21 protein-coding genes and 1 tRNA gene are annotated in these 22,209 nt (G+C 48.3%); 5 read left to right on the top strand and 17 right to left on the bottom strand.

All coding sequences use genetic code 11. The features are described from left to right. Positions 1–73: 73 nt before the first annotated feature. The 9 genes from V8Q34_RS19810 to V8Q34_RS19770 form a co-directional block, all read right to left on the bottom strand. Positions 74–1,030, bottom strand: a complete 957-nt coding sequence (locus V8Q34_RS19810; RefSeq protein ID WP_335836169.1) for an ABC transporter permease — start codon at positions 1,028–1,030, stop codon at positions 74–76. Beyond that, positions 1,030–2,118: an ABC transporter permease gene (locus tag V8Q34_RS19805; RefSeq protein ID WP_033141058.1), complete on the bottom strand. Its 1,089-nt coding sequence runs from the start codon at positions 2,116–2,118 to the stop codon at positions 1,030–1,032. The genes V8Q34_RS19810 and V8Q34_RS19805 overlap by 1 nt, the downstream gene beginning before the upstream one ends. Next, on the bottom strand, positions 2,111–3,682 hold the full coding sequence (locus V8Q34_RS19800) for an ABC transporter ATP-binding protein (protein ID WP_335836168.1): 1,572 nt from the start codon (positions 3,680–3,682) through the stop codon (positions 2,111–2,113). Before V8Q34_RS19800 ends, V8Q34_RS19805 begins: the two co-directional genes overlap by 8 nt. A 128-nt stretch (positions 3,683–3,810) precedes the next feature. Next, positions 3,811–5,067 carry a BMP family ABC transporter substrate-binding protein gene (locus tag V8Q34_RS19795; protein WP_103732349.1) on the bottom strand — a complete coding sequence of 419 codons (1,257 nt, stop codon included), beginning with the start codon at positions 5,065–5,067 and terminating at the stop codon, positions 3,811–3,813. A gap of 118 nt (positions 5,068–5,185) precedes the next feature. Next, entirely contained in the window at positions 5,186–6,100 is a 915-nt protein-coding gene (locus V8Q34_RS19790; protein ID WP_033141055.1) for an alpha/beta fold hydrolase, read from the bottom strand. A gap of 90 nt (positions 6,101–6,190) precedes the next feature. Next, positions 6,191–6,577 (bottom strand): 4Fe-4S binding protein, encoded by a 387-nt coding sequence (locus V8Q34_RS19785; protein WP_033141054.1) that lies wholly within the window; start codon positions 6,575–6,577, stop codon positions 6,191–6,193. A 199-nt stretch (positions 6,578–6,776) separates the two neighbouring features. After that, positions 6,777–7,127 carry a cupin domain-containing protein gene (locus V8Q34_RS19780; RefSeq protein WP_033141053.1) on the bottom strand — a complete coding sequence of 117 codons (351 nt, stop codon included), beginning with the start codon at positions 7,125–7,127 and terminating at the stop codon, positions 6,777–6,779. A 65-nt stretch (positions 7,128–7,192) separates the two neighbouring features. Next, the gene (locus tag V8Q34_RS19775; protein WP_033141052.1) at positions 7,193–7,870 is read right to left on the bottom strand and encodes a DUF554 domain-containing protein; all 678 of its coding nucleotides are present in this window, start codon (positions 7,868–7,870) and stop codon (positions 7,193–7,195) included. 15 nt (positions 7,871–7,885) lie between these two features. Further along, on the bottom strand, positions 7,886–8,224 hold the full coding sequence (locus V8Q34_RS19770; protein ID WP_018596100.1) for a cyclic-di-AMP receptor: 339 nt from the start codon (positions 8,222–8,224) through the stop codon (positions 7,886–7,888). 398 nt (positions 8,225–8,622) lie between these two features. Between V8Q34_RS19770 and V8Q34_RS19765 the strand changes: the two genes are divergently transcribed. Then, positions 8,623–8,695, top strand: a tRNA-Gly gene (locus tag V8Q34_RS19765). 66 nt (positions 8,696–8,761) lie between these two features. On the opposite strand, the gene V8Q34_RS19760 is transcribed toward V8Q34_RS19765, so the two are convergent. From V8Q34_RS19760 to V8Q34_RS19745, 4 genes are all read right to left on the bottom strand, one after another. Continuing rightward, a complete protein-coding gene (locus tag V8Q34_RS19760) occupies positions 8,762–10,285 on the bottom strand; it encodes a serine hydrolase (protein WP_033141051.1) in 1,524 nt (507 codons plus the stop codon). 280 nt (positions 10,286–10,565) lie between these two features. Then, complete coding sequence (locus V8Q34_RS19755) at positions 10,566–12,242, bottom strand: collagen-like protein (protein ID WP_335836167.1); 1,677 nt, start codon at positions 12,240–12,242, stop codon at positions 10,566–10,568. A gap of 68 nt (positions 12,243–12,310) precedes the next feature. Next, positions 12,311–13,399: a tetratricopeptide repeat-containing glycosyltransferase family 2 protein gene (locus tag V8Q34_RS19750; protein ID WP_335836166.1), complete on the bottom strand. Its 1,089-nt coding sequence runs from the start codon at positions 13,397–13,399 to the stop codon at positions 12,311–12,313. Between the two features lie 96 nt (positions 13,400–13,495). Beyond that, on the bottom strand, positions 13,496–14,260 hold the full coding sequence (locus tag V8Q34_RS19745) for a nitroreductase family protein (protein ID WP_335836165.1): 765 nt from the start codon (positions 14,258–14,260) through the stop codon (positions 13,496–13,498). A 181-nt stretch (positions 14,261–14,441) separates the two neighbouring features. On the opposite strand from V8Q34_RS19745, the gene V8Q34_RS19740 reads away from it, so the two are divergent. Genes V8Q34_RS19740 through V8Q34_RS19725 form a run of 4 tightly spaced genes read left to right on the top strand, consistent with a single transcriptional unit; the run spans position 14,442 to position 16,683 of the window. Next, positions 14,442–14,813, top strand: a complete 372-nt coding sequence (locus tag V8Q34_RS19740; RefSeq protein WP_033141048.1) for a GntR family transcriptional regulator — start codon at positions 14,442–14,444, stop codon at positions 14,811–14,813. After that, a complete protein-coding gene (locus tag V8Q34_RS19735) occupies positions 14,810–15,508 on the top strand; it encodes an ABC transporter ATP-binding protein (RefSeq protein WP_033141047.1) in 699 nt (232 codons plus the stop codon). Before V8Q34_RS19740 ends, V8Q34_RS19735 begins: the two co-directional genes overlap by 4 nt. Then, complete coding sequence (locus V8Q34_RS19730) at positions 15,502–16,323, top strand: hypothetical protein (protein WP_103732563.1); 822 nt, start codon at positions 15,502–15,504, stop codon at positions 16,321–16,323. The genes V8Q34_RS19735 and V8Q34_RS19730 overlap by 7 nt, the downstream gene beginning before the upstream one ends. A 48-nt stretch (positions 16,324–16,371) precedes the next feature. Continuing rightward, on the top strand, positions 16,372–16,683 hold the full coding sequence (locus V8Q34_RS19725) for a YbjQ family protein (RefSeq protein WP_033141045.1): 312 nt from the start codon (positions 16,372–16,374) through the stop codon (positions 16,681–16,683). 64 nt (positions 16,684–16,747) lie between these two features. Here V8Q34_RS19725 and yicI read toward each other — a convergent pair whose 3' ends face one another. The 4 genes from yicI to V8Q34_RS19705 form a co-directional block, all read right to left on the bottom strand. Continuing rightward, positions 16,748–18,994 (bottom strand): alpha-xylosidase, encoded by a 2,247-nt coding sequence (gene yicI / locus V8Q34_RS19720; protein ID WP_103732519.1) that lies wholly within the window; start codon positions 18,992–18,994, stop codon positions 16,748–16,750. Continuing rightward, the gene (locus tag V8Q34_RS19715; RefSeq protein WP_033141043.1) at positions 18,991–19,629 is read right to left on the bottom strand and encodes a YesL family protein; all 639 of its coding nucleotides are present in this window, start codon (positions 19,627–19,629) and stop codon (positions 18,991–18,993) included. Before V8Q34_RS19715 ends, yicI begins: the two co-directional genes overlap by 4 nt. A gap of 32 nt (positions 19,630–19,661) precedes the next feature. After that, positions 19,662–21,659, bottom strand: a complete 1,998-nt coding sequence (locus V8Q34_RS19710) for a glycoside hydrolase family 31 protein (RefSeq protein ID WP_298076599.1) — start codon at positions 21,657–21,659, stop codon at positions 19,662–19,664. Between the two features lie 77 nt (positions 21,660–21,736). Beyond that, positions 21,737–22,066: a hypothetical protein gene (locus V8Q34_RS19705; RefSeq protein WP_335836164.1), complete on the bottom strand. Its 330-nt coding sequence runs from the start codon at positions 22,064–22,066 to the stop codon at positions 21,737–21,739. Positions 22,067–22,209: the final 143 nt, after the last annotated feature.

The following is a 22,209-nucleotide window of genomic DNA, read 5'->3' as shown; positions in this document are numbered from 1 at the left end:
TGATTTTGCACATTGGCGAAAAGCCAGACTCCCATCCGGGAATCTGGCTTTTCTTTCGTATCTTGTAACGATTCTATCTCTCCTCACGGAAATAATTCACACCGCAGGACTGCGGCTGGGAATTCTCCTTTGAGGAACGGATGGAAGTGATGATCAGCACAAGTATTGTCATGAAGAACGGCACCATATCGAAAATGGAATCCGGTATCCTGATGACTGACTTCGGTACATAGTATTTCAACACGCTGAACGCACCAAAAACCAGTGCCGCGAAAATAGCCTTATTGGGATTCCAGGTGGCGAATATTACCAGAGCCACAGCGATCCATCCAAGACCGTTTACACAATTGCTGATCCATACACCGTTACAGATGATCATGGAACAGTACGCACCGCCAATCCCGCAGATGCCTCCGCCAAGCATCAGATTGATATATTTCAGCCTTGTGACGGGAAGGCCCGCGGCATCCGCAGCCGCCGGATTCTCCCCCACTGCCCGGATATTCAGTCCTGCCTTGGTCCTGTGCAGATAAATGCCGCACAGAATGGCAGCCACGATTCCGAGATACACAAAAATATTATAATTAAAGAACAGTTTTCCCAGTACCGGAATATCGGACAGCAGCGGAATCTCCACTTTGCCAAGGCTGTCTAAAATGTCGGACGGCAGTTTCAGAGAGGTGGCCCCTGACTTCTCCCGTACAAAATCACCGAAGAAGTTGCTCAGGCCGATACCGAAAATAGTGAGCGTCAATCCGGTAACATTCTGGTCTGCCATAAAGGTAACGGTGAGCACAGCATAGATGAGTGCGCCCAGCATACCTGCCGCAAATGCGGCGATCAGTGCCAGAAGCAGATTATCTGTCTTATATCCCATCATGAAGCCTGCGCATGCACCGATGGACATCATGCCCTCCACGCCCAGATTCAGATGTCCTGACTTTTCATTGATGATCTCACCTAAGATCCCGAACAAAAGCGGAGTACCGGCAAGAACTGCCGCCACAAAAAAGTTAGTAAAAAAATTCATTACGCCTTTCCTCCCTTCTTACGGGTCACAAAACGGTATCTGACGAAAAATTCACATCCCAGCACGAAAAACAGGATGATCCCCTGCAGCACATCTGCCGAGTAGGCGGACAGCCCATAGGAGGACTGCATAACCGTACTTCCCTTTTCCAGCACACTGAACAGCAGGGAAACCACCAGGATTCCCACCGGATTAAGCTGGGCCAGCCATGCCACGATGATAGCTGTAAATCCCACGCCGCCTGCCACTGAAGTGGTAAGGGTCAGGTCCGAACCGCTGGCCTGTACCATGCCTGCGATACCACAGATGGCACCTGAAAATGCCATGGTGCGCAGCACGATCTTCTTATAGTTCATGCCCGCATACTGGGCTGTGGCGCGGCTCTCGCCTACCACGCTGATCTCGTAGCCCTGTTTTGTGTATTTCAGATAGATATACACAATGACTACCAGAACAAGCCCGATCAGCCATCCCACATGCACGCCGAACAGCTTGTCAAGCTGCGCATTCTCCCCAAACCTGGCGATTTTAGGAAATCCCGAAGAGTTGGGGTCCTGCCACGGACCATCCCTTAAGAAGGAAATCAGATACAGCGCAATATAGTTCAGCATCAATGTGAAAAGTGTCTCATTGGTACCGAATTTTGCCTTAAAAAACGCGGGAATGATTCCCCACAGAGCGCCTCCCAGCATACCTGCCAAAAACATGCAGATCATGAGAAGCCAATGAGGGAAATCCCAGCAGAACAGGGCAAAAAATGTGGCAAACACAGCGCCCATGATGATCTGCCCCTCAGCTCCGATATTCCAGAAACGCATCTTAAATGCCAGGGTAAGTCCCAGCGCCGGTATGAGCAGCGGCACCATAAGTTTGATCGTCGCCTGGAATGCCATGCTGCTTCTGAATGCACCTGATACAATGGTAGCATACACAGAAAACGGATTATATCCGATACAGAGGATAAAGAGGCCGCCGGCAACAATGGCAAGCAGCACTGAGGCCAGACGCAGCAGCCGAACCTGTTTTGCGGGGCGCTCTTTTCTCTTCTCAACACGAATCAGAGGCTCTTTCTTTCTTGTCTCATCCATCAGCCTTCACCCCTTCCCTTTTTGATCCTGTCATCATCAGTCCAAGTTCTTCCTTTGTAGTAACGGCAGCATCCACGATTCCGGTCGCCTCTCCATGGCAGAGCACCATGATCCTGTCAGAGATTTCCAGAAGCACGTCCAAATCCTCACCGATAAACATAACGGCAACACCCTTTTTCTTCTGCTCATTCAGCAGGTCATAGATCGTGTAGGAAGAGTTAATATCCAGACCTCTGACCGGGTAAGCGGTGATCAGCACTGACGGCTCTGATTCGATTTCCCGCCCAAGCAGAACCTTCTGCACATTACCGCCCGAGAGCAGGCGCACAGGCGTCTCCACATTGGGGGTCATGATCTCCAGGCGTTCTACCAGCTCCTCAGCCAGTTTTTTGGCGGGCTTTCTGTCCACAAAGATGCCCTTTGCCTTGTCATAGGATTTCAGCAGCATGTTGTCCACCATACCCATGGACGCCACAAGCCCCATGCCCAGCCTGTCCTCAGGCACAAAGCCCAGGCTGATTCCCAGGTTGTTGATCTGCTTCGGCGTCTTGCCGATGATATTTTCTTTATTGTGCAGGACTGCACCTGTCTCCACAGGCACAAGACCCGCAATGGCCTCGCACAGCTCCTTCTGTCCGCTGCCGGCGATCCCTGCTACGCCCAGGATCTCTCCCGCCTTAATCTCAAAGGACAGATCCTTAAGGGCCATGGTCCCGTCCGCTTTCTTCACAGACAGATCCACCACTTTTAACCTGGTGTGCACATTCTCACATTTCGGCCGGTCTATCTCCAGGGTGACCGGACGGCCCACCATCAGCTCGGTGAGCTGCTTTTCATTGGTCTCGGCTGTGTTTACCGTGTCTATACTTTTTCCTTTTCTGAGGATCGTCACCCGGTCGCTGATCTCCATAACCTCGTTCAGCTTGTGGGTGATAATGATAATGGCGCTTCCCTGCTCTTTCATTCTGCGCAGAATGGCAAAAAGCTTCTGGGTCTCCTGGGGCGTGAGCACTGCTGTAGGCTCGTCTAAGATTAAAATATCCGCATTTCTGTACAGTACCTTCAGAATTTCCACGGTCTGCTTCTCACTGACGGACATATTGTATATCTTCTTCTCCGGGTCAACCTCAAGACCGAATTTTTTGGTCAGCTCCAGGATTTTCTCTTTCAGCTCCCTGGGCTTAATCCTTTTTCCCTCTGCACCGATCACCACATTATCCATGGCTGAAAATACATCCACCAGCTTAAAATGCTGATGGATCATGCCGATTCCCAGCTTCTTGGCATCCATGGGGGAATTGATCACCACTTCCCTGCCATTTACATGGATGCTGCCCTCATCGGGGTGGTAAATGCCTGAAATCATATTCATCAATGTGGTTTTTCCGGACCCGTTCTCACCAAGAAGCGCTAAGATCTCTCCCCTTCTCACATCCAGGTCAATATGGTCGTTCGCCACAACACTGCCAAATGTCTTTGTGATACCTCTCAGCTCAATGGCATTCTCTACCTTGTCTAAAGCCAACTGTGTCACCTCTCGTTTCTTTCTGTTTTGGTAACGCATACACCATCCGTTACAATTTTAGACACAAACATACAGGATAATTGTATCATAAGAAAAGAGGGAATACAAAATGATTTTTCACATTTTGTATTCCCTCTTTGTATTTTTCACTAAACAAGAAATATGGATCAATCTACGATTACATTCTTATAATACCAGTTGATTCCTCCGGTAATGGTCGCATCATCCAGTGTGCCGCCTTCTGTTCCCACAGCTTTGCCGTCGTTTGTCTCCAGAACTCCGTCAAATACATTGAAGCCTTCTTCCATGATCTTTCTTCTGGCTTCTTCCACTTTCTCTTTTGTTCCCGGTGCGCACAGCTCCTCATTGATAGGAGTGATATCTACCAGACCGTCATCCATTCCGCCGAAGTAGATCTCCGGTGTCCAGGTTCCGTCAATGACTTTCTGCACTGCCTGTGTATAATATACGCCCCAGTTCCAGATAACAGAGGTAAGTGTAGCATCCGGAGCATCCTTACTCATATCAGAATTGTATCCTACGCCCCATACGCCTGCGGATTCTGCCTCAGTCTGCGGGTTGGGTGTGTCACAGTGCTGTCCGATCACGTCACAGCCCTCTGCGATCAGAGCTTTTGCCGCGTTGGTCTCCTCTGTGGGTGAGAACCAGCTGTTCGTTACTTTTACGTGGATCTCCGCGTCCGGGTTCACCTCTGCAACACCGATGGCAAATGCGTCGATACCGCCGGTAACCTCTGAGTTCTCAGAACCCATGGCTGCCACATAGCCGATCTTGTTGCTCTCTGTCTTCATACCTGCAACGATACCGGATAAATATCTTGCCTGGTAAATTCTTCCGAAGTAGTTGTTAAAGTTTGTATCATTGGACTTATATCCTGTGCCGTGAGAGAAGATCACATCCGGGAATTCCTGCGCAAGCTGCTCACAGGTGTCCATGTAGTTAAAGCTGGTGGCGAAAATGATCTGGCATCCGTCCTCGATACATTCCCTGATCGCCTGTTCTGTCATGGTTGGGTCTGTATCCGGGATATTGTTCTTACGGATGATCTGGCTGTCTTCCAGTCCCAGTTCCTTCTGCATCTCAACGATGCCCTGGTCATGTGTGTAAGTGTATCCGGAACCCTCTGCCGGATCGGAAATATGGATAACGCCCACCTTCAGGTCTTCTTTTGCAACCGGAGCGAATTTACCGCTGGCTTCTGTCTTACTGTCGTCAGCAGCATCTTCTTTTTTGTCCGTATCATCCGCTTTTTCGGCGTCGTCCGCATTGGTATCTTCTTTGCTCGTATCTTCTGTCTTGGTTTCTTCCTTCTTGTCCTCAGCTCCCTGCTGCTGTCCGCAGCCTGCCAGCATGGCACCGACCATTGTCAGAGATAACACGATACCTAAAATTTTCTTCTTCATGCTCGTCCTCCTTTTATAACACCTGTACTTTCTTTTTATTTATGAGTACAAATTAACTATAACATTATATTTTTTGTTTTTCAACCGGCATATTGGAGATAATTTCAAAATAATCGCCTTATTTTTCCAGATATTGATAAATATTCCGATATACTGTCAGTTTATCTTTTTCATTTAAAATCTCATGGCGCATGCCCGGATAGAGCTTTCCCGTCACGTGGCGGTAGCCCACCTGCCTCATGTACTGAAGCTCTTTCACAAACTTTCTGCCGTTTCCGATACAGGGGTCCTCTTCGCCCCCCAGAAACAGAATGGGCAGCTGGGGATTCTGCAGCCTCCAGCCCTCTTTCCTGTAGGTTTCCTTCAGGAGCATCAAAAGCCCCTCAAACCCATCCGCCGTAAAAGTGAAACCGCACAGGGGTGATTCCTCATACGCCTTCACCACTTCCTCATCGGAACAGATCCAGGCAAACCGGCTCTTCTCCCCTGCAAAACGGCTGGCAAAGGTACCAAAGGACATGGTCTCTAAAAGTTTGCTGCGATAGCGGCCTCCTCTGTGCCTTTTCTGTGTTCTGGCTATGAGCAGGCCCAGATCCACTGCCGGATTCTCACATGGCGGCCCGGTAAGGATCAGTTTTTCCAGCTCATTGTCAAAATATTTCAGGTAATTCCTGGCTACCAGTGTGCCCATGCTGTGCCCCAGAAGATACACCGGAAGATCCGGAAATATCTCTTTAATCCAGATGGTGATCTGATGAAGATCCTCCACCATGGCTTTATTTTTACCGCCGTAGAGATATCCCAGCTCCTCCCGGTTATGTACACTGCCGCCATGCCCGCGATGGTCATGGATCACACAGATGTATCCCCGTTCGGCCAGGTATTCCATAAACGGCAGATACCGCTCCTTGTTCTCGCTCATGCCGTGGGATATCTGTACCACACCTTTTGTCCCCTCATTTGGCACGACCCATAAAACGGACAGCCCCAGGCCGTCGTATTCTGATTTCAGTACCGCTGTACCGTGTACCATGCAAAAACCCCCTTTTCTTCCAATATCTCCCGGTATCCAAAAACACAAAAGGCCGCCGCATGATTCCCGCGGCAGCCCCGTTACATATGCTTAGCTCTCTACAACTTCCAGTACGTCCATCGGACATGCTTTCGCACAGATACCGCAAGCGATACATTTGCTGCTTGTCGGTGAATCCTCTGCCTTCACCATTACATGGAAAGGACATGCCTCAACACATTTGCCGCATCCGGTACATTTTTTCTTGTTGATCATGTAAACGCCCTTTGCATTCTGTGTGATCGCACCTTCTGGACAGGCCTCTGCGCACTTTCCGCACTGTACGCAGACCATCGGTTTTGCATCGCCCTTTTTGTCAATGATCTGGATACAGGATTTGTCCGGGTCAAACTCCTTGTAAAAGCTTGTTGAACAGGCTCTTACACATTCCAGACATGCCATACACTTTGCGCCTTTTGTCACTTTCAGTTTTTTCATCTTGAATTCCTCCGCTTTTTTCCTGAAATTTTCGTATGCCCAAGAAGCATACACAAGCATATGCTTATGTGACAATTTTAACATTATATATTATGTTTCACAAGTGCATTTTACAAAAAAGGACATTCCCGCCCATGCGAAAACGTCCTTTTTGTCAGATTTCGTCAGAGGCTTTTCTCCTCCGCAAAATCTGTCCTGTCTATTTTGCTGCTTCGTTGTAAATGAGAGCCATCATTTCAAAATCTTCGTCTGTATTATTCTCCATGCTGTGGCTCTGTCCCGGCTCAATGACACATACATCTCCGGGATGCACTTCTGTACGGCTGCCGTCATTGTCCACGAAAACTCCTGTTCCCTTCAGCACAAAATACGGCTCTGTGTTGCCCACATGCTGATGCATACCGATGGAGCTGTGCGGCTTTAACACTACTTTGGCATATAACTTGCCGTGTCCGTAAAGCTCTTCCTCCTTCAGGATATGATGGAATTCCACGGTACCTTCTCCGCCCCGCACATTCTGCTGTTCCACTACATTTGTCTTTCTGACCACGATGTTGATCCCCTTTCTTCTGTCGTATAGCATCCATCCCTTATGACCGGGGGTGGATTTTCTGTTTATAAAAATGATTTGACGATAAAGAACACTGCGGGAACCAGAAATGCGGGAAGCATATTCATGGTTCTGAAATTCTTGATTCCCAGGATGCTGAGGCCTGAACTAAAGATCAGGATACCTCCGATAATGGAAATCTCCGCCATGATCGCCGGACTCATGACACCGGCCAGCAGCAGTGCCAGGCAGTAGAAAAATCCCTGCCAGAAAAACAAGACAATGGCTGCCAGTGCGATACCGAATCCAAAGGTGGATGCCAGCACAGAGGATGTGACAAAATCCAGCATGGCATTGGTGAACAGGTAAGTATTGTCCCCTCTCAATGCGCTCTCCATGGGCCCCAGAATGGACAGGGTTCCCACGCAGAACAGCAATATCGCCGTGGATAAGCCCTGAGCCAGATTCCCATTGGAAAACCCGGTGACAAACTTCTTAAACTTGTCCTCCAGATGTATCTTCTCTCCGAGAAGCCCGCCAAGTGCCAGACTCACAATAAACAGAACCGGGTATTCACTCTGGGGCATGTACTTGACTATGGCATTGATTCCCAGCGCTGTGGCTGCCAGCCCCATGGCCTGCATCATGATCTCCTGATGCTCCTCCCGTATTCCTTTTTTCAATCTGCTGCCGATAAAGCTCCCTGTCAAAATCGTAGCGCAGTTTACCAGTGTTCCTATCATCTCTCGTATCCGCCTTTACAGTTTCAGGTATTGTTCCACATTCACAATAAATACTGTAGCGCCGCCCACATCAATGGTGACCGGCGGTGCGGAATATCCCAGCACCGGACCTTTTGTCCCGGCGGAATAAGTTGGATTGATGAGCATCTCTTTTCTTCTGGAACACTCTTCCTTGATGACCTGGAGCACCATTTCCACCTTGTCGTCCTCAGTTCCTATCATCAGCGTGGCATTTCCTTTTCTCAAAAATCCGCCTGTACTGGCAAGTTTTGTCACACTGATGCGTTCCTTATTCAGACGTTCTACCACGAATCCTTCATCTTCCTTGTGCACGATCGCAAAAATCATTTTCATAATGAAGCACCTCCTAATGCAGTGCTGCTCTCTGCCCCCGTCCGGTCTTATCACAGACCCCAGGCGCCGGTGGGCGTCTGACCAGCTTTTCGTCTATTATAGCATAAATTGAGCATAATGGAAAATTATTTTCTCCTTTCACAAAACATTCAAATTCCATTCACAATTCTTTTAATATTTCACCACAGTTTCATCACATTTGTGCTTTATTATTAGATACATAGAAAGGCAATCACCTTTATATAAAAATTTTCTTTTTCATACGCCGGGCTTTATAAAAAGCCCGGCCCTCCTTTTTTTACAGGGTAAATACCCCAGAAATATTTTTTAATTTTTTTCAAAAAACGTGTTGACATTTGACGAAAGATATAGTATATTATGTTTTGTCGTTAAGACATGCGCGAGTGGCTCAGTTGGTGGAGCGCGACCTTGCCAAGGTCGAGGCCGCGGGTTCGAGTCCCGTCTCGCGCTCTTTTTATTTCTTGAAAAGGACGGACATCTCAAAAAGATGTCCGTCCTTTTGCGTTCTGCATTTATCTATGCATAAACACTCCCCGCTTTTCTCACAAGTTCCTCCAGCAGCTCCTGCATCTTCCCAACCACCGGATGACTGCCCAGTCCATATTCTCCTGCCAGCCGTTCCATTCTTGGAAATGCCAGCCAGGTACTGCCCGTCTCATCCTCCCAGAGGGCAATCCTGAGCGGAAGTTCCAGGGAAATGCTCTGATCCTCCTGCATCAGCCCGGTTCCCACTTTTGGAGCACCAAAGACGACCACTGTGGTCGGCCGCAGGGACAGACCTGCCTCCTCTGCATTTTTCGCATGGTCAAATTCTGCAAATACCGGAATTTTCTTTTCTTCCAGAACGTTTTTCAATCGTCTGACCATATCCTTTACCGGAAACTGCCCTTCAAAGAGATACAATTTATTATCATCATAATTGGTGGACAGCAGATCTCCGAACGCCCCCGCAATTCTTCTTCCCAGATTCGTAAAGTCAATACCTTCCTTATTTGCCAGCAGCGTAACGCACACCAGTTCATCCGGATGGGTAAACCTGCTCAGGAAAGAAGAATACCCGGGAACAGAACCTTTGATATCCATCAGTCCTCTGTGCTTATAAAACTGCCAGCCTGCCACTCCCGGCACCTCTCTGCCGTCCGGCAGGTTCCACGGGGCGTAGACAAGCTTTCTGTGCTCAGGCTCATGGATCAGCACTCCTCCTGCCAGCCCGATATCCCAGAAGGAAATATCCTGCGCGGACGCCCAGACATCCCCCACGCCCCTGAGGGCTGAAGACGCTGCCCGCCCTGTCCTTCTGCCGAGTTCGTCATAGCTTGCGGCCGGTTCTGTGGGGTCAATGTATGTCCCGTCTTTTTTAAACAACTGATGGATGTTCTCCGTCAGGGATACATCCTCATGCCTGAAATTTTCCAGGTCCTCCGCAAATCCTGTCCTCTTCAGTCCAAGGAAATGGATCTGCCTTTCTGTCACAAAATCATGATATGTCTCACCGCTTACACGTTCCACGATCTCTGTCAGCATCAGGAAATTTGACGCACTCCATTCCACCTCTGTACCCGGAGTAAAATGCAGGGCTTCTTTGCTTATTAAATCAAGAACCTCTTTAAACTCCCATTCTCTGTAAATGTCAAATCCATCCGTCTGGCAGTCAGGCAGACCCGACGCATGGCGGAGCATCTGCAAAATCTCAATATCATACCATTCCTCCGGTACCTCCGGTATATGATCACCCAGTTTATCTTCCAGCCCCAGTTTTCCATCCTCAAAAAGCTGCATGACTGCCACAGCCGCAAACGCCTGGGAAATGGGGCCTGCCGGCCACATTGTATTGGCTGAAGCCAGCCTTCTCTCACCTGTATCTGACAACCCATACCCCACTACTCTCGGAATATAGGGGGCCTGAACAATTGCCAGGGTAAGTCCCGGAATCCCCTTTTCCTTCATAAACTCCCATATCATGGAGTCTACGCTCTGCCCAAGATATGATACATCTGCACTGCCTCTCATTTTCATAACTTCGTGTTCTTTCGTATTCATAACTGCTCCTTTCTGAGCCCATGACTCAGAATATAAATCCTCATCACGCTACTGTAACTTTTTTTGTTACTCTTATACTGTAACTATATCAGTTACACTTTCACTTGTCAAGAAACATTTATCGATTGATCGGAACTTTTCACCATCTTATGATAAAAGAAAATACTTTCGCTCAAAAAGGAACAAGTGCCCTCCAATCAAAGTATAAAAAACAGGAGGAGAAAACCTGATATACAGATTTTCTCCCCCGTATGGTTTAAAGCTTATTCCTTGTAAATAATTACTTTGTGACACTTTCGGCCTTGCAGGTGGAGATAAAGGTCGGATCACTGTTATTGGCGCCGACAAGAACCACTACGCCATATTCGTTTCTCAGCACACTGCCCTGTCCGACGGTCTGACCGCCTGCCTTGACAGCGGCTCCTGTTGTACCCACCGGCAGATAAGAACGGACAGCAGCCTCACAGTTTGCGCAGCAGCCTGTAGGTGCCGGAGCAGGTGCCGGAAGATACGTGATTCCGTTATTATAGGCAGCACTGGTGATTCTGACGGCTGCGATTCTGCAGATTGATACCGCCTCCTGTGCTGCGCCCTGGCTGTTTACTATCTGGAAAAGACCGGCATTTGGATTTGTGTTCGGGGCAGGAAGAAGGCTTCCCGGACGGCCGCTCACATTGTTGCCGCTTTCCATGGATATCACAAGATTTTCTGTTGGATAAAGCGTGATGATCTGCTGAAGGATGTTTCTCATCTGCGCAACACATGCACAACATGCCGTATCTCCTGCAGGACCTGTCGCGCCTGTAGCTCCGGTATTCCCTGTGGCTCCGGTGGCCCCGGTAGCGCCGGTTGCTCCTGTAGCTCCCATTACCCCATTGGCTCCGGTCGGGCCGGTTGCTCCTGTCGGACCCGTAGCTCCGTTGGCCCCGGTAGCTCCTGTGGCTCCCATAGGTCCTGGTGCTCCGGTGGCTCCTGTATTTCCGGTGGCTCCTGTGGCTCCCGCTGCTCCATTCATACCTGTAGGCCCTGTGGCTCCGGTCGGACCGGTTGGGCCTGCAGCTCCGGTAGCTCCGACGGCTCCATTGGCTCCGGTGGGACCCGTAGGGCCTGCGGCACCTGTCGGGCCGGTTGCTCCATTGGCTCCGGTATCACCTTTTGCTCCCATTGGCCCAGTGGGGCCTGTGGCCCCGGCTGCCCCTGTGGCTCCGGTTGGGCCGGTTGCTCCGTTGGCTCCTGTATTTCCCGTAGCTCCGGTGGCTCCCGCGACTCCATTGGCTCCGGTGGGACCCGTAGGGCCTATGAGCCCGGTCGGCCCCGTTGGACCGGCAGCTCCGGTCGGACCCGTAGCTCCGGTGGGACCTGTCGGACCTGTGGGACCTGTCGGACCTGTGGGACCTGTAGGACCTGTGGGACCGGCAGCGCCTTCCGAACCGGTTGCCCCTGTAGCCCCGGTAACTCCTGCCGCTCCTGCTGCTCCGGTCGGACCTGTGGGACCAGCCGGAATCGTATAGAACAACTCAGCGCCATCCGGTGTAAACGTTTCATCAACAGACGCCTCTGTGCCGGGTTCTCCCGTCACTGTACCTGCCACGGTAATCACAGGCGTCTTTCCTGCAGGCCCTGTGGCCCCCGTTACACCTGCAATTCCAGGGGCTCCGGTTGGGCCTGTGGCACCACGCATTCCGTTAGCGCCTGTAGCTCCGCTTGGCCCTGTAGGTCCTGTGGCTCCCCGCATTCCCGGAACTCCCGCAGCACCGGTAGCACCTCTTGGGCCGATAGGCCCTCTCGGACCTATAGGCCCCATGGGTCCCATGGGACCTGTAGGCCCCGGGCAGCAGCATCTTCTCTCATGACAAACCGGACAACATCTTGTGTCCTGGCATCCTGCTGCATGCACATCATTATTTCTCTCTGCCGCAGCACTCTCTTCTTTTCCATATCTACAATTATCTTTCATATTATCACATCCATTTCTATTAGCAGTTCAAGACTGCTAATACATTGTATGTTGCTGTCCAATGGATGTTAAGAATTTTGGGAATTTATGTTTTTTCCACGAAAGTATTCCCTATTGTATAAGTAAGCCGCGGAATCCGGTTTATATTTCCCGCCCCTCTCGTTATATGCCTCCGCCTCCGCGTATCTTCCCAGTTTATCACAGCAGACACAGAGCTGCATTGCCGGAATATACCCATAGCAGTCTGGGAGGACAAAACCCCCTCTTTCGATATCCGGCCTGCATTCCAGAGCTGTTTTATACCAGAAGACAGCCGTTTCGTACTGATCCTCTTCCATAAAATGCTTCCCGATGTCACAGCAGACTTCTGCTCTCGGCACATCATATTCCAGGCTCCTTAAGAGCGCCTGCAGAGATGCTGCCCTGTTTCCTTCTTTTTCATAACACTGCGCCATGACCTGGCATGCCTCTATCTTATTTTCCAGCCAGGCATCCGGCTGCCTTAAAAAGCTGCCGAATGCCTCGACAGCTTCCCCGTAAGCCCCATGGTAATATAGTTCCCGGGCATAATAATAGAGTTCTCTTGCATTCAGGACCTTCCCCTGTGCCAGCATCTTCTTATATATATTGAGGTTCCTGTCCGGGTCCCCTGCACCGATCTTTTTATGTGAAACAGCAGCCTCTGAGTATACAATATTTCCGCCGGGCGTTATGACCTCATGTACTGCGCCCTGCCATAAAAATCCACGTCCGTTCCGGATCAGACGCTCTCTGTAATACCAGAATACTGCATTTCCTTTCTCGTCAAATGCCGTATGATACCGCATCATCACAATATCCGTGTCCAAAGACAAATCACGTTTCATTGTCAAAAAAGCCATTCTGTCCTTCTCGAGCAGCACATCATCCGCGTCCATCCACATACAGTATTCCATAGATGCTTTGGAAAAAGAAAAGTTCCTGGCAGCCGAAAAATCATCTGTCCATTCAAATGTAAATACTTTGTCAGTATACCGTCCTGCAATCTCCTTTGTCCTGTCCTTTGATCCTGTATCCACAATGATCATTTCATCCACCAGGTCTTTCATCCCTGAAAGACAGCGATCCAGAACCTCCTCCTCATCCTTAACGATCATACATAAACTCACAGTTATCATGCATTCCCTCTTCCTTCACACGCATGTCTCATTACACAATATGCCGCGGCGCGCATAATTGTACGTGAATTCAGAAAAAAAGGACGTGACTCTTCATCACGTCCTTAAAATAGCACTCAATATATACTGGCTGTTGGGGAAATTCTTATGTGTGATATCCTCCAGGCGTATCAAATCCACGTCCAGCCACAATTCTTCTGCAACGATCATAAGATGAGAAAACATGATACCAAAATTAAACTCCTCATACCTGCCCAGGTGATTCATATTATGCTTCTTGGCAAATACGTGAATTCTGTTATCGTAAACCACAAACCGCCATGGCTGGCTGTTCATACTGGACGGCGCCAGGCGTGCGGAATCCAGAAGCTGCTTCATCCACTGTCTCGGAACCTCCTTGTACACACAAAGCTCCTGCAGATCCATGCGCTTTGCTTCCACAGCCTTTCTTGTATGGCTGCCCCGGCTGTATCCGAAAGCCATGAGAATCACAAATTTCAGATTCCCCTTGTGAGGGTTTCCTGCCTTTGGCTTCACACCGCTTAAAAAACATGTCCCCAGCCCTTTTGCACACATAAAGAGCGCAAGCTGCTCCATAATATATCCCGCGTTCATCATAGCGCGGTCTTTATCCTCTGAGTAAAAGGCAATGTAATAAGGTGCCTTCGCTCCCAGCAGATGTATTCTTTTATTTTGTCCCTTAGTATTATCTATAATAGAAATCTCCGTATGGATACCCGGATTCAACCCTTCAATCTGGCTGTAATACTCTCTGACCTCACTCAGCAGAGCCGCCTTTACCGGTTCCATCTCATAGCTTCGGACAGATTTTCTTGAAAATATCGCTTCGTATAAGTTCATACTCTCACCTTTTAATTTTTCCGTAACAATATTGTAACATATAATCGGGGAATTGCAATGCCTAAATGGATGGTTTTTCAAATTCTTTTGTATTTTTTTAAAAACCTATTGACAAAGTACCTGTAAATGCGTATTATTGTATTAAGCAATTAGTACAGTAATACAGGAGGTGTTACATTATATGTCGTGGAAACTGAATCCTGATCGGCCTGTCTATGTACAGCTGATCGAGCGTATCACAACAGATATCATCGCTGGCATCTATCCGCCGGGAAGCAAACTTCCATCTGTGCGGGATTTGGCGCAGACAGCAGGCGTCAATCCCAACACTATGCAGAAAGCCCTGTCAGAGATGGAGCGTACCAATCTGGTGTACAGCCAGAGAACCAGCGGAAGATTCATTACGGAGGACCTTAGTATGATAGATGATCTGAAAACAGAACTTGCATCTGAACAAATCAAGGAGTTTCTTGAAAAAATGGAAAAAATAGGCCTGTCTAAAGAGGACATCATAGGGCTGATCAATAAAGTGAGCGAGGAGGAGAAAAAATGAGTACGATTCTGGACTGCCGGGGCCTGACAAAACGTTATGGCAATAAACTGGCACTTGACCACATCGACTTATCACTGGACCGTGGTAAGATCATCGGTCTGCTGGGCCCAAACGGCAGCGGCAAAACCACATTAATCAAACTGCTGAACGGCCTTTTGGTTCCCACTGAGGGAGAGATCTTTGTTGACGGCAAGGCACCCGGTGTGGAGACAAAGAGGATTGTATCCTATCTGCCGGAACGCACCTATCTGAACCGCTGGATGCGGGTTTCAGATCTTATATCCTATTTCTGTGACTTTTATGAAGACTTCGACAGGTCACGGGCCTATGACATGCTGCAGAAGCTGAATATCAACCCCAACGACCGTCTAAGCACCATGTCAAAGGGTACAAAGGAAAAAGTACAGCTCATTCTGGTCATGAGCCGCAGAGCCAGTCTGTACTGCCTGGATGAACCGATTGCAGGTGTTGACCCTGCTGCCAGGGATTATATCCTTTCCACGATCATCAACAACTATGATGAAAATGCTACCATCCTCATTTCCACCCATTTGATCTCAGATGTGGAAAACATTCTGGATGATGTGATTTTTATTCAGAACGGGCATATCCGCATGCAGGACAGCGTGGACAATATCCGCATGGCCAAAGGAGTATCTGTGGACAGTCTGTTCCGGGAGGTGTTCAAATGTTAAAGAAACTATTCAAATATGAGTGGAAATCTGTTTCCACGCTACTATTAATTGTACACGGAGCGCTTTTAGTTTATGCACTCATCGGGCGCATTGGATATCAAATTTATTTTTCAAAATTTCTTTCTGACTCATCCAATACCGTTATGGGCATAACAACCATGTTTTATGTGGTCGTCTACGTATTCGGGATCATGGCAGTCCTGCTTATGACCATGCTGTATCTGGCAATACACATACAGAAAAGTTTCTTTTCAGATGAAGGCTACCTGACGCACACGCTTCCGGTATCTCCCACACAGCTTTTGTTGTCCAAAATATTTATTTACTGGGTATGGACAATACTTGACCTGATCTTTGTTGCTGCATCCATTGCCATCCTTCTGGTGAACAAAGAGACCTGGCCCGCCATCGTTTACGGATTCCGGGAGATGTGGCACACACTGACCTCCCTGAGCGGACTGTCGGATATCCTGAACAATATTGTATATCTGCTGTCCCTCTGTATAGAATTTTTCATCTTCTCCACAGGGCTTTTGATCTTCGCTGTCTGCCTCGGAAGCCAGTTCAAGACCCACAAAGTTATGGGGTCCGTGTTATCTTTCTTTGGTATTATAATTTTATGCAATATCGTAGACCTTATTATTACAAGTATTACCCTTCCGGGCGGATTCGGAACCGTAATGATGATCACACGTGCCGGTGAAAGAGTCACTAATTATTCCTATATCATAGAAACCCTCTGGTATCTGGCAGCCGGTATTTTCTTCTTCTTTGGAAGCAGATATATCTTGTCAAAAAGACTGAACCTGGAGTAGAATAAAGACATATGATCACACTTTTATAATCAAAAGGGGGAAATGCTTATGCTGATAGTCACAACAGATCACATAACCGGAAAAAATGTTGAAATGCTTGGCCTGGTAAAAGGCAGCACCATCCAGACCGTGCACATGGGCAAAGATATCATGAACGGATTCAAGACTCTGGTGGGCGGCGAACTGACCTCATATAATGAGATGATGAATGAGGCCAGAGCCCTGGCAACCAAACGCATGGCGGAGGAAGCCCAGTCCATGGGAGCAGATGCCATTGTATGCGTACGCTACTCATCTGCCTCTGTTGCCCAGGCCGCAGCTGAGATCATGGCTTACGGCACCGCAGTAAAATTTGTTTAAAGAAATGGCGCAGGAACCGTTTTTTCCGGTACTGCGCCATCTTTTTATTTTCTTTTATACTTTCTTATACCATTTTAAACTTCTGTCCGCCAAGGCTCTTTACCATATAGTTATCGTTTCCGCCTTCAATATGTACAAGAATCTCTCCGTCCCTGCATTCTGCATGGGCTTTCATCACAATTTTGCCTCTGCAGTCCGGTATCTCCACATCTGCTTCTTTTCCATCGGCAAATACAGACAACAGAAGTGTCACACCGTCCGCAAAGTCATATTCCGCTTCCCGGTCATTCTTTCCGACAGGCAGGATCGTATTTTCCTTCACCATAAGCGGCATGGAATGGTAATCGTAAACTTCCCTGTACCAGGTTCCGCCCTCTCTTGTCTCCCCGGTGATCAGATTCACCCAGGTTCCCTTCGGCAGATAATAATCCACCTCACCGGATTCTTTAAATACAGGCGCCGCCAGCAGGGAAGAACCGAACATATACTGACGGTCCAGGGTATCACAGGCTCTGTCCTCAGGGAAATCCAGGAACATGGGCCGCAGAACCGGTGTGCCGTATTCATGGGCACGGACAGCCTGTCCGTACAGATACGGCATCAGGCGGCATTTCAGATTCACAAACTCTTTCAGCACTACACAGGCTTCCTCATCAAATAGCCACGGCACGCGGTAGGAAGAAGACCCATGCAGACGGCTGTGTGAGCTCAAAAGCCCGAACTGGCACCAGCGTTTGTAAATATCTGCCGGAGCTGTCTGTTCAAATCCGCTGATGTCATGGCTCCAGAATCCAAATCCACTGAGGGAAAGAGACAATCCGCCCCGCAGCGTCTCAGCCATGGAAACATAAGTAGCGGAGCAGTCGCCGCCCCAGTGAGCCGGGAACTTCTGCCCGCCAACCGTTGCGGAACGTGCAAAGAGTACGGCATCCCCCTCACCTCTGACTTCCTCCAAAAGCCGGAATACGGTCTGATTATATAAATAGGTATAATAATTATGCATTTTAACCGGATCTGAGCCGTCAAAATAAGCGATATCCTTCACCGGAACCCTCTCACCAAAGTCTGTCTTAAAACAGTCCACACCCATGTCCAGAAGTGTCCTTAATTTGCTCTGGTACCAGGCGCAGGCATCAGGATTCGTAAAGTCCACAAGCCCCATCCCCGGCTGCCACAGATCTGTCTGCCATACGCTTCCGTCCGTGCGTTTCAGCAGATAGCCTTTCTCGCTGCCCTCCTCAAACAGGCAGGATTTCTGACCGATATAAGGGTTGATCCATACACAGATCTTCAGGCCCTTGTCGTGGTATCTCTGCAGCATGGATTTGGGATCCGTGGTCACATTGGGGTCCCATTTGAAGTTACACCACTCAAAAGCCTCCATCCAGTAACAATCAAAATGGAACACATGCAGCGGGATATCCCTGTCTGCCATTCCCTGTATAAAACCGGACGTAGTATTCTCATCATAATCCGTCGTAAAGGATGTGGTGAGCCAGAGGCCGAAGGACCAGGCAGGAGGCAGCGCAGGCTTCCCTGTCAGTTCTGTGTATTTCTCCACGGTTCCCATTGGGCTTTGACCGCTGATGAAATAATAGTCCAGACGCTCCCCTTCCACGGAGAACTGGATTCTCTCCACTTTCTCACTGGCAATCTCATAAGCCACGTCGCCCTCATTATCCACCAGGACACCGTACCCCTTGTTGGTAATATAAAACGGAATGTTTTTGTAGGCAATCTCACTGGCTGTGCCGCCGTCTTCATTCCACATTTCCACAGTCTGTCCGTTTTTCACGAAAGGTGTAAACCGTTCGCCAAGACCGTAAACATACTCATCCACATCAATGAGAAGCTGTTCCACCATATAGTTCTTTCCGGTTTCCCTGTTGTGCATATGTGCCAGGTTGCGGAAGCTGGACTCTGTCAGGAACTTGTCCCCCTCATAAAAAGCCAGCTTATACGCATTCGGCGTCTTGTCGATCACTGCCCTTAAACTTCCGCTGGCGAAGGTCAGACATTCCTCTGTCTCTGTGATCTGAGCATGGGGATGATCATTTGTGATCTCCGCAAAAGGCCCTTTATAAAGTGCTCCTGCGTGGTGGACGGCAGACACCTTGATCACGCCCTCCATAGGTGTGGAAAGTTTGACCGTCAGCATGGGAATGTTCAGGGCATCCCCTCTGCCTGCAATATGTTTTCCGGGCAGATAAACAGTCAGTTCATCTCCCTTTACGGTATGACCGCCGTACTCTACAGCGTAGGCGGGGGTCATTTCGTCTTTTAACAGCCAATATCCATTGGTAAATTTCATAGCTGTGGTTCCTCCAGTTCTTCTATTTTTGGTTCATGCTTCTTCAATACCCGTTCCATAAATTCAGAGCAGAGCAGGGATGCAGCTCCGGGCACAACTATCATGGTATAGGGTATCCATGCCACTATCGCAGCAGAGGACACTAAAATAAACAGCAGCATAACAGTTGTCAGGAAATAACGTCCTGTCATGAACATGGACAGCTTTAAAATCCATCCCATAGGCATTTCAAATCTGGAAAGCGCAGGGAATACATAGCAGAGCATTCCTGCCGCGTAGATACTGACTCCATAGTAAAGGCAGATAAAAAATAATCCCACGTTTCCTGAAGTCTTCGCCTGTAATATCCCCACGTTTAACTGCAGGATAAACAAAACCACGGCGAAGAGTATTTCAAGAAGAATGCCGTCTTTCAAGTTTCTCCGGTATGATTTCAGAAACTGCTCCAGCACATATCCCTCTTCATTTTTAATAACCTTCACTGCAGTATAGTACATAGCAGTTGTAGATACACCAATCGTTATGATGGGGAGGCATCCAATCAGCCAAAATAAACTCAATACTATTGTATTGAATATCTTATCAATCACCTTTACATACTTACCGTCATAACCAAATATTGTACCATTGCCCATATGTCATCCCTGCTTTCCTTTTCAATCACTGTTTAAAAAATCTCTTCCAGTTCCCCTGCTTTTACAAATACAGGAATACTCTCATACGGCGCGTCACATACATATTCTGCACCGCCTTCATATAACCTGTTGTCGTTGATATTTTTCCATTTTCCTTCCGGCAAATATACCTTACGTTCCCGAACACCTTCATACAATACCGGGCAGACAAGTACCTTGCTGCCGAACATGTACTGATCTTCAATTTCCCAGGCTTTTTTGTCTTCCGGAAAATCATAGAACAGGGGACGCATGATCGGTGTTCCTTTTTCGTGGGCATCCTGCATCAGAGTCTTCACATAAGGACGCATCTTTTCGCGAAGCTCCATATACTTCCTGCAGATCTCATATACTTCTTCACCGTAGCTCCATACCTCGTTTTCTGCTCCGCTTATGTGTTTCCCTCCACCTGTAGTGCCGAGAGGTTCTTTGAATGGTTCACGGAATCCATGCAGCCTCATAACCGGACAGAATGCACCGAAAGCAAACCATCTGACAAAACATTCTTTAAATGCATCATCATGGATATTACCGCCGTGGAAACCGCCGATATCGGTTGTCCACCACGGAATACCGGAAATGCCCATATTCAATCCTGCTGCCAACTGGTTTCTCAGGGCACGGAAAGAAGAGTCAATATCACCGGACCATACCAACGCACCGTATTTCTGGCTCCCTGCCCATGCACAGCGAAGAAGATTGACAATATTTTTCTGTCCCTCTGCTTCCATTCCCTCATATGCCATACGGGCATAATATTTCGGATATAAATTTCCCACTTCCATATCAGCTCCCAGGAAATAGCGGTAATGTTCAAATTCGTATCCGGTAAACTCAGGCTCCGCCTCATCTAACCAGAAAATCTTAATGCCCAGGTCATAATAATTTTTCTTTATCTTCTCCCACACATAATTTCTTCCGTCAGGATTGGTCACATCTATAATGCAGGCATCTCCAAGCTGTCCGATCCGTTTCCCGTACTCAGAACGGGTCAGGTATCCCAGCTCTGTCATCTCCTCATAATTTTCACTCTCCGCGTCAACGGTAGGCCAGATGGATACCATCAGTTCAATGCCCATCTCCTTTAATTCCCTCACCATTGCTGCAGGGTCCGGCCAATAATCTTTATCGAACTTCCAGTCGCCTTGATGGGGCCAGTGGAAGAAATCCACTACAATGACATCAATGGGAAGACCTCTTCTCTTATACTCCCTGGCAACTTCCAGAATCTCATCCTGTGTCTGGTAACGCAGCTTACACTGCCAGAATCCCATTCCGTAATCCGGCATCATGGGAACCTTACCCGTGGCATCTGCATAGGCTTCTTCGATCTCAGCCGGGGTATCTCCCGCTGTGATCCAGTAATCCATCTGTTTTGTTGACTCAGCGATCCACTCTGTAACGTTCTTTCCAAATGTCACCTGACCGATTGCCGGATTATTCCACAGAATACCGTACCCTCTGTCTGACAAGGCAAACGGAACACTTGCCTGGGAATTTCTATGGGCCAGCTCAATGATACAGCCTTTCACATCCAGATACGGCTGCTGATACTGTCCCATACCGAAAATCTTCTCATCTTTATATGCCTCAAACCGGACTGTCAATTTGAAATTATCAGAGCACTGCCGTGGGTTAAAGGTACGCGGCACGATCTCCAATGCGCTTGCGAACTTATCACTTCCCTCATACATATCTCTGGTGCGGTCATACTCCTCCAAAAGAAGCTTTCCATTCTGATTATAATATTGGAGTACCCCGTTGTCCATGATTTTACAGGTTAATTTCCCATTGGTGATAACTGCTTTTTTCCCTTCAATGGTGATCTGTACCTCTGTATCTTCCGGTTCTAAAAGCGCGCTGTCCGTATCCGGGATAAACTCACTGCGCTGTGTTGCGCGCACGCGCAGGCTGTTTTTCCCCCATGGTTCGATGAGGAGCAGTTCCTTGTCCTGTCTCCTGTATAACTTGTTGCCCACTTGTTTCAGCATTCAAATACCTCCTCCTGATTGACTTTCTTATTTTATGAAAGGGCTGCCCCAGTTTTACGTGCAGCAACCCTTTTCGTTTAGAAGTTCAGTTCAAATTCATTTTTTGTAAACAGTGGAATCTGTTCGATAGGTGCAGCCGCAGTTACTGTCTGTCCGCCTTTAAAGCACTCGCCCGTCCACACATTTTTCCATTCCGCCCCTGCGGGAAGATAGACCTCTCTTTCCTCCTGTCCTTTTTCCATAACAGGAGCGACTAAAATTTCAGGTCCGAACATGTACTGTGTCTCATTCTCCCAGCATGTCTTATCCTCCGGGAAATCATAAAACAGAGGTCTCATGACCGGTGTACCTTTTTCATGCGCTTCTTCCATCAGCCTGCGCACATAAGGACGCATGGCCTCACGCATTTCAATGTATTTCTTACAGATTTCATAAACCTTATCTCCGTAAGACCAGAGGTAGTGTCAAGTTTCACTACCATTTTTTATTGTTAAACCTTGATTTAATGGGAGTTTGCAACAAAAAGAGCAATGACCTCCCTTTTTATAGT

The organism is Blautia sp. JLR.GB0024 (assembly GCF_037000545.1).
Taxonomy (GTDB): Bacteria; Bacillota; Clostridia; order Lachnospirales; family Lachnospiraceae; genus Blautia; species Blautia celeris.
Note: the sequence above shows the minus strand (reverse complement) of the source record. Positions and strands in the feature narration are given on the sequence as shown.

Excerpts from the sequence above, each read along its gene's own strand:
- V8Q34_RS19730 (WP_103732563.1), top strand. The coding sequence starts at position 15,502 with ATGTTAAAGAAACTATTCAAATATGAGTGGAAATCTGTTTCCACGCTA.
- V8Q34_RS19755 (WP_335836167.1), bottom strand. The coding sequence starts at position 12,242 with ATGAAAGATAATTGTAGATATGGAAAAGAAGAGAGTGCTGCGGCAGAG.
- V8Q34_RS19770 (WP_018596100.1), bottom strand. The coding sequence starts at position 8,224 with ATGAAAATGATTTTTGCGATCGTGCACAAGGAAGATGAAGGATTCGTG.
- V8Q34_RS19745 (WP_335836165.1), bottom strand. The coding sequence starts at position 14,260 with ATGAACTTATACGAAGCGATATTTTCAAGAAAATCTGTCCGAAGCTAT.
- V8Q34_RS19750 (WP_335836166.1), bottom strand. The coding sequence starts at position 13,399 with ATGATAACTGTGAGTTTATGTATGATCGTTAAGGATGAGGAGGAGGTT.
- V8Q34_RS19740 (WP_033141048.1), top strand. The coding sequence starts at position 14,442 with ATGTCGTGGAAACTGAATCCTGATCGGCCTGTCTATGTACAGCTGATC.
- V8Q34_RS19735 (WP_033141047.1), top strand. The coding sequence starts at position 14,810 with ATGAGTACGATTCTGGACTGCCGGGGCCTGACAAAACGTTATGGCAAT.
- V8Q34_RS19775 (WP_033141052.1), bottom strand. The coding sequence starts at position 7,870 with ATGATAGGAACACTGGTAAACTGCGCTACGATTTTGACAGGGAGCTTT.
- V8Q34_RS19710 (WP_298076599.1), bottom strand. The coding sequence starts at position 21,659 with ATGCTGAAACAAGTGGGCAACAAGTTATACAGGAGACAGGACAAGGAA.
- V8Q34_RS19800 (WP_335836168.1), bottom strand. The coding sequence starts at position 3,682 with ATGCGTTACCAAAACAGAAAGAAACGAGAGGTGACACAGTTGGCTTTA.
- V8Q34_RS19805 (WP_033141058.1), bottom strand. The coding sequence starts at position 2,118 with ATGGATGAGACAAGAAAGAAAGAGCCTCTGATTCGTGTTGAGAAGAGA.
- V8Q34_RS19715 (WP_033141043.1), bottom strand. The coding sequence starts at position 19,629 with ATGGGCAATGGTACAATATTTGGTTATGACGGTAAGTATGTAAAGGTG.
- V8Q34_RS19760 (WP_033141051.1), bottom strand. The coding sequence starts at position 10,285 with ATGAATACGAAAGAACACGAAGTTATGAAAATGAGAGGCAGTGCAGAT.
- V8Q34_RS19785 (WP_033141054.1), bottom strand. The coding sequence starts at position 6,577 with ATGAAAAAACTGAAAGTGACAAAAGGCGCAAAGTGTATGGCATGTCTG.
- V8Q34_RS19790 (WP_033141055.1), bottom strand. The coding sequence starts at position 6,100 with ATGGTACACGGTACAGCGGTACTGAAATCAGAATACGACGGCCTGGGG.
- V8Q34_RS19810 (WP_335836169.1), bottom strand. The coding sequence starts at position 1,030 with ATGAATTTTTTTACTAACTTTTTTGTGGCGGCAGTTCTTGCCGGTACT.
- V8Q34_RS19705 (WP_335836164.1), bottom strand. The coding sequence starts at position 22,066 with ATGCGTGAGGCCATGCGTCCTTATGTGCGCAGGCTGATGGAAGAAGCG.
- yicI (WP_103732519.1), bottom strand. The coding sequence starts at position 18,994 with ATGAAATTTACCAATGGATATTGGCTGTTAAAAGACGAAATGACCCCC.
- V8Q34_RS19725 (WP_033141045.1), top strand. The coding sequence starts at position 16,372 with ATGCTGATAGTCACAACAGATCACATAACCGGAAAAAATGTTGAAATG.
- V8Q34_RS19795 (WP_103732349.1), bottom strand. The coding sequence starts at position 5,067 with ATGAAGAAGAAAATTTTAGGTATCGTGTTATCTCTGACAATGGTCGGT.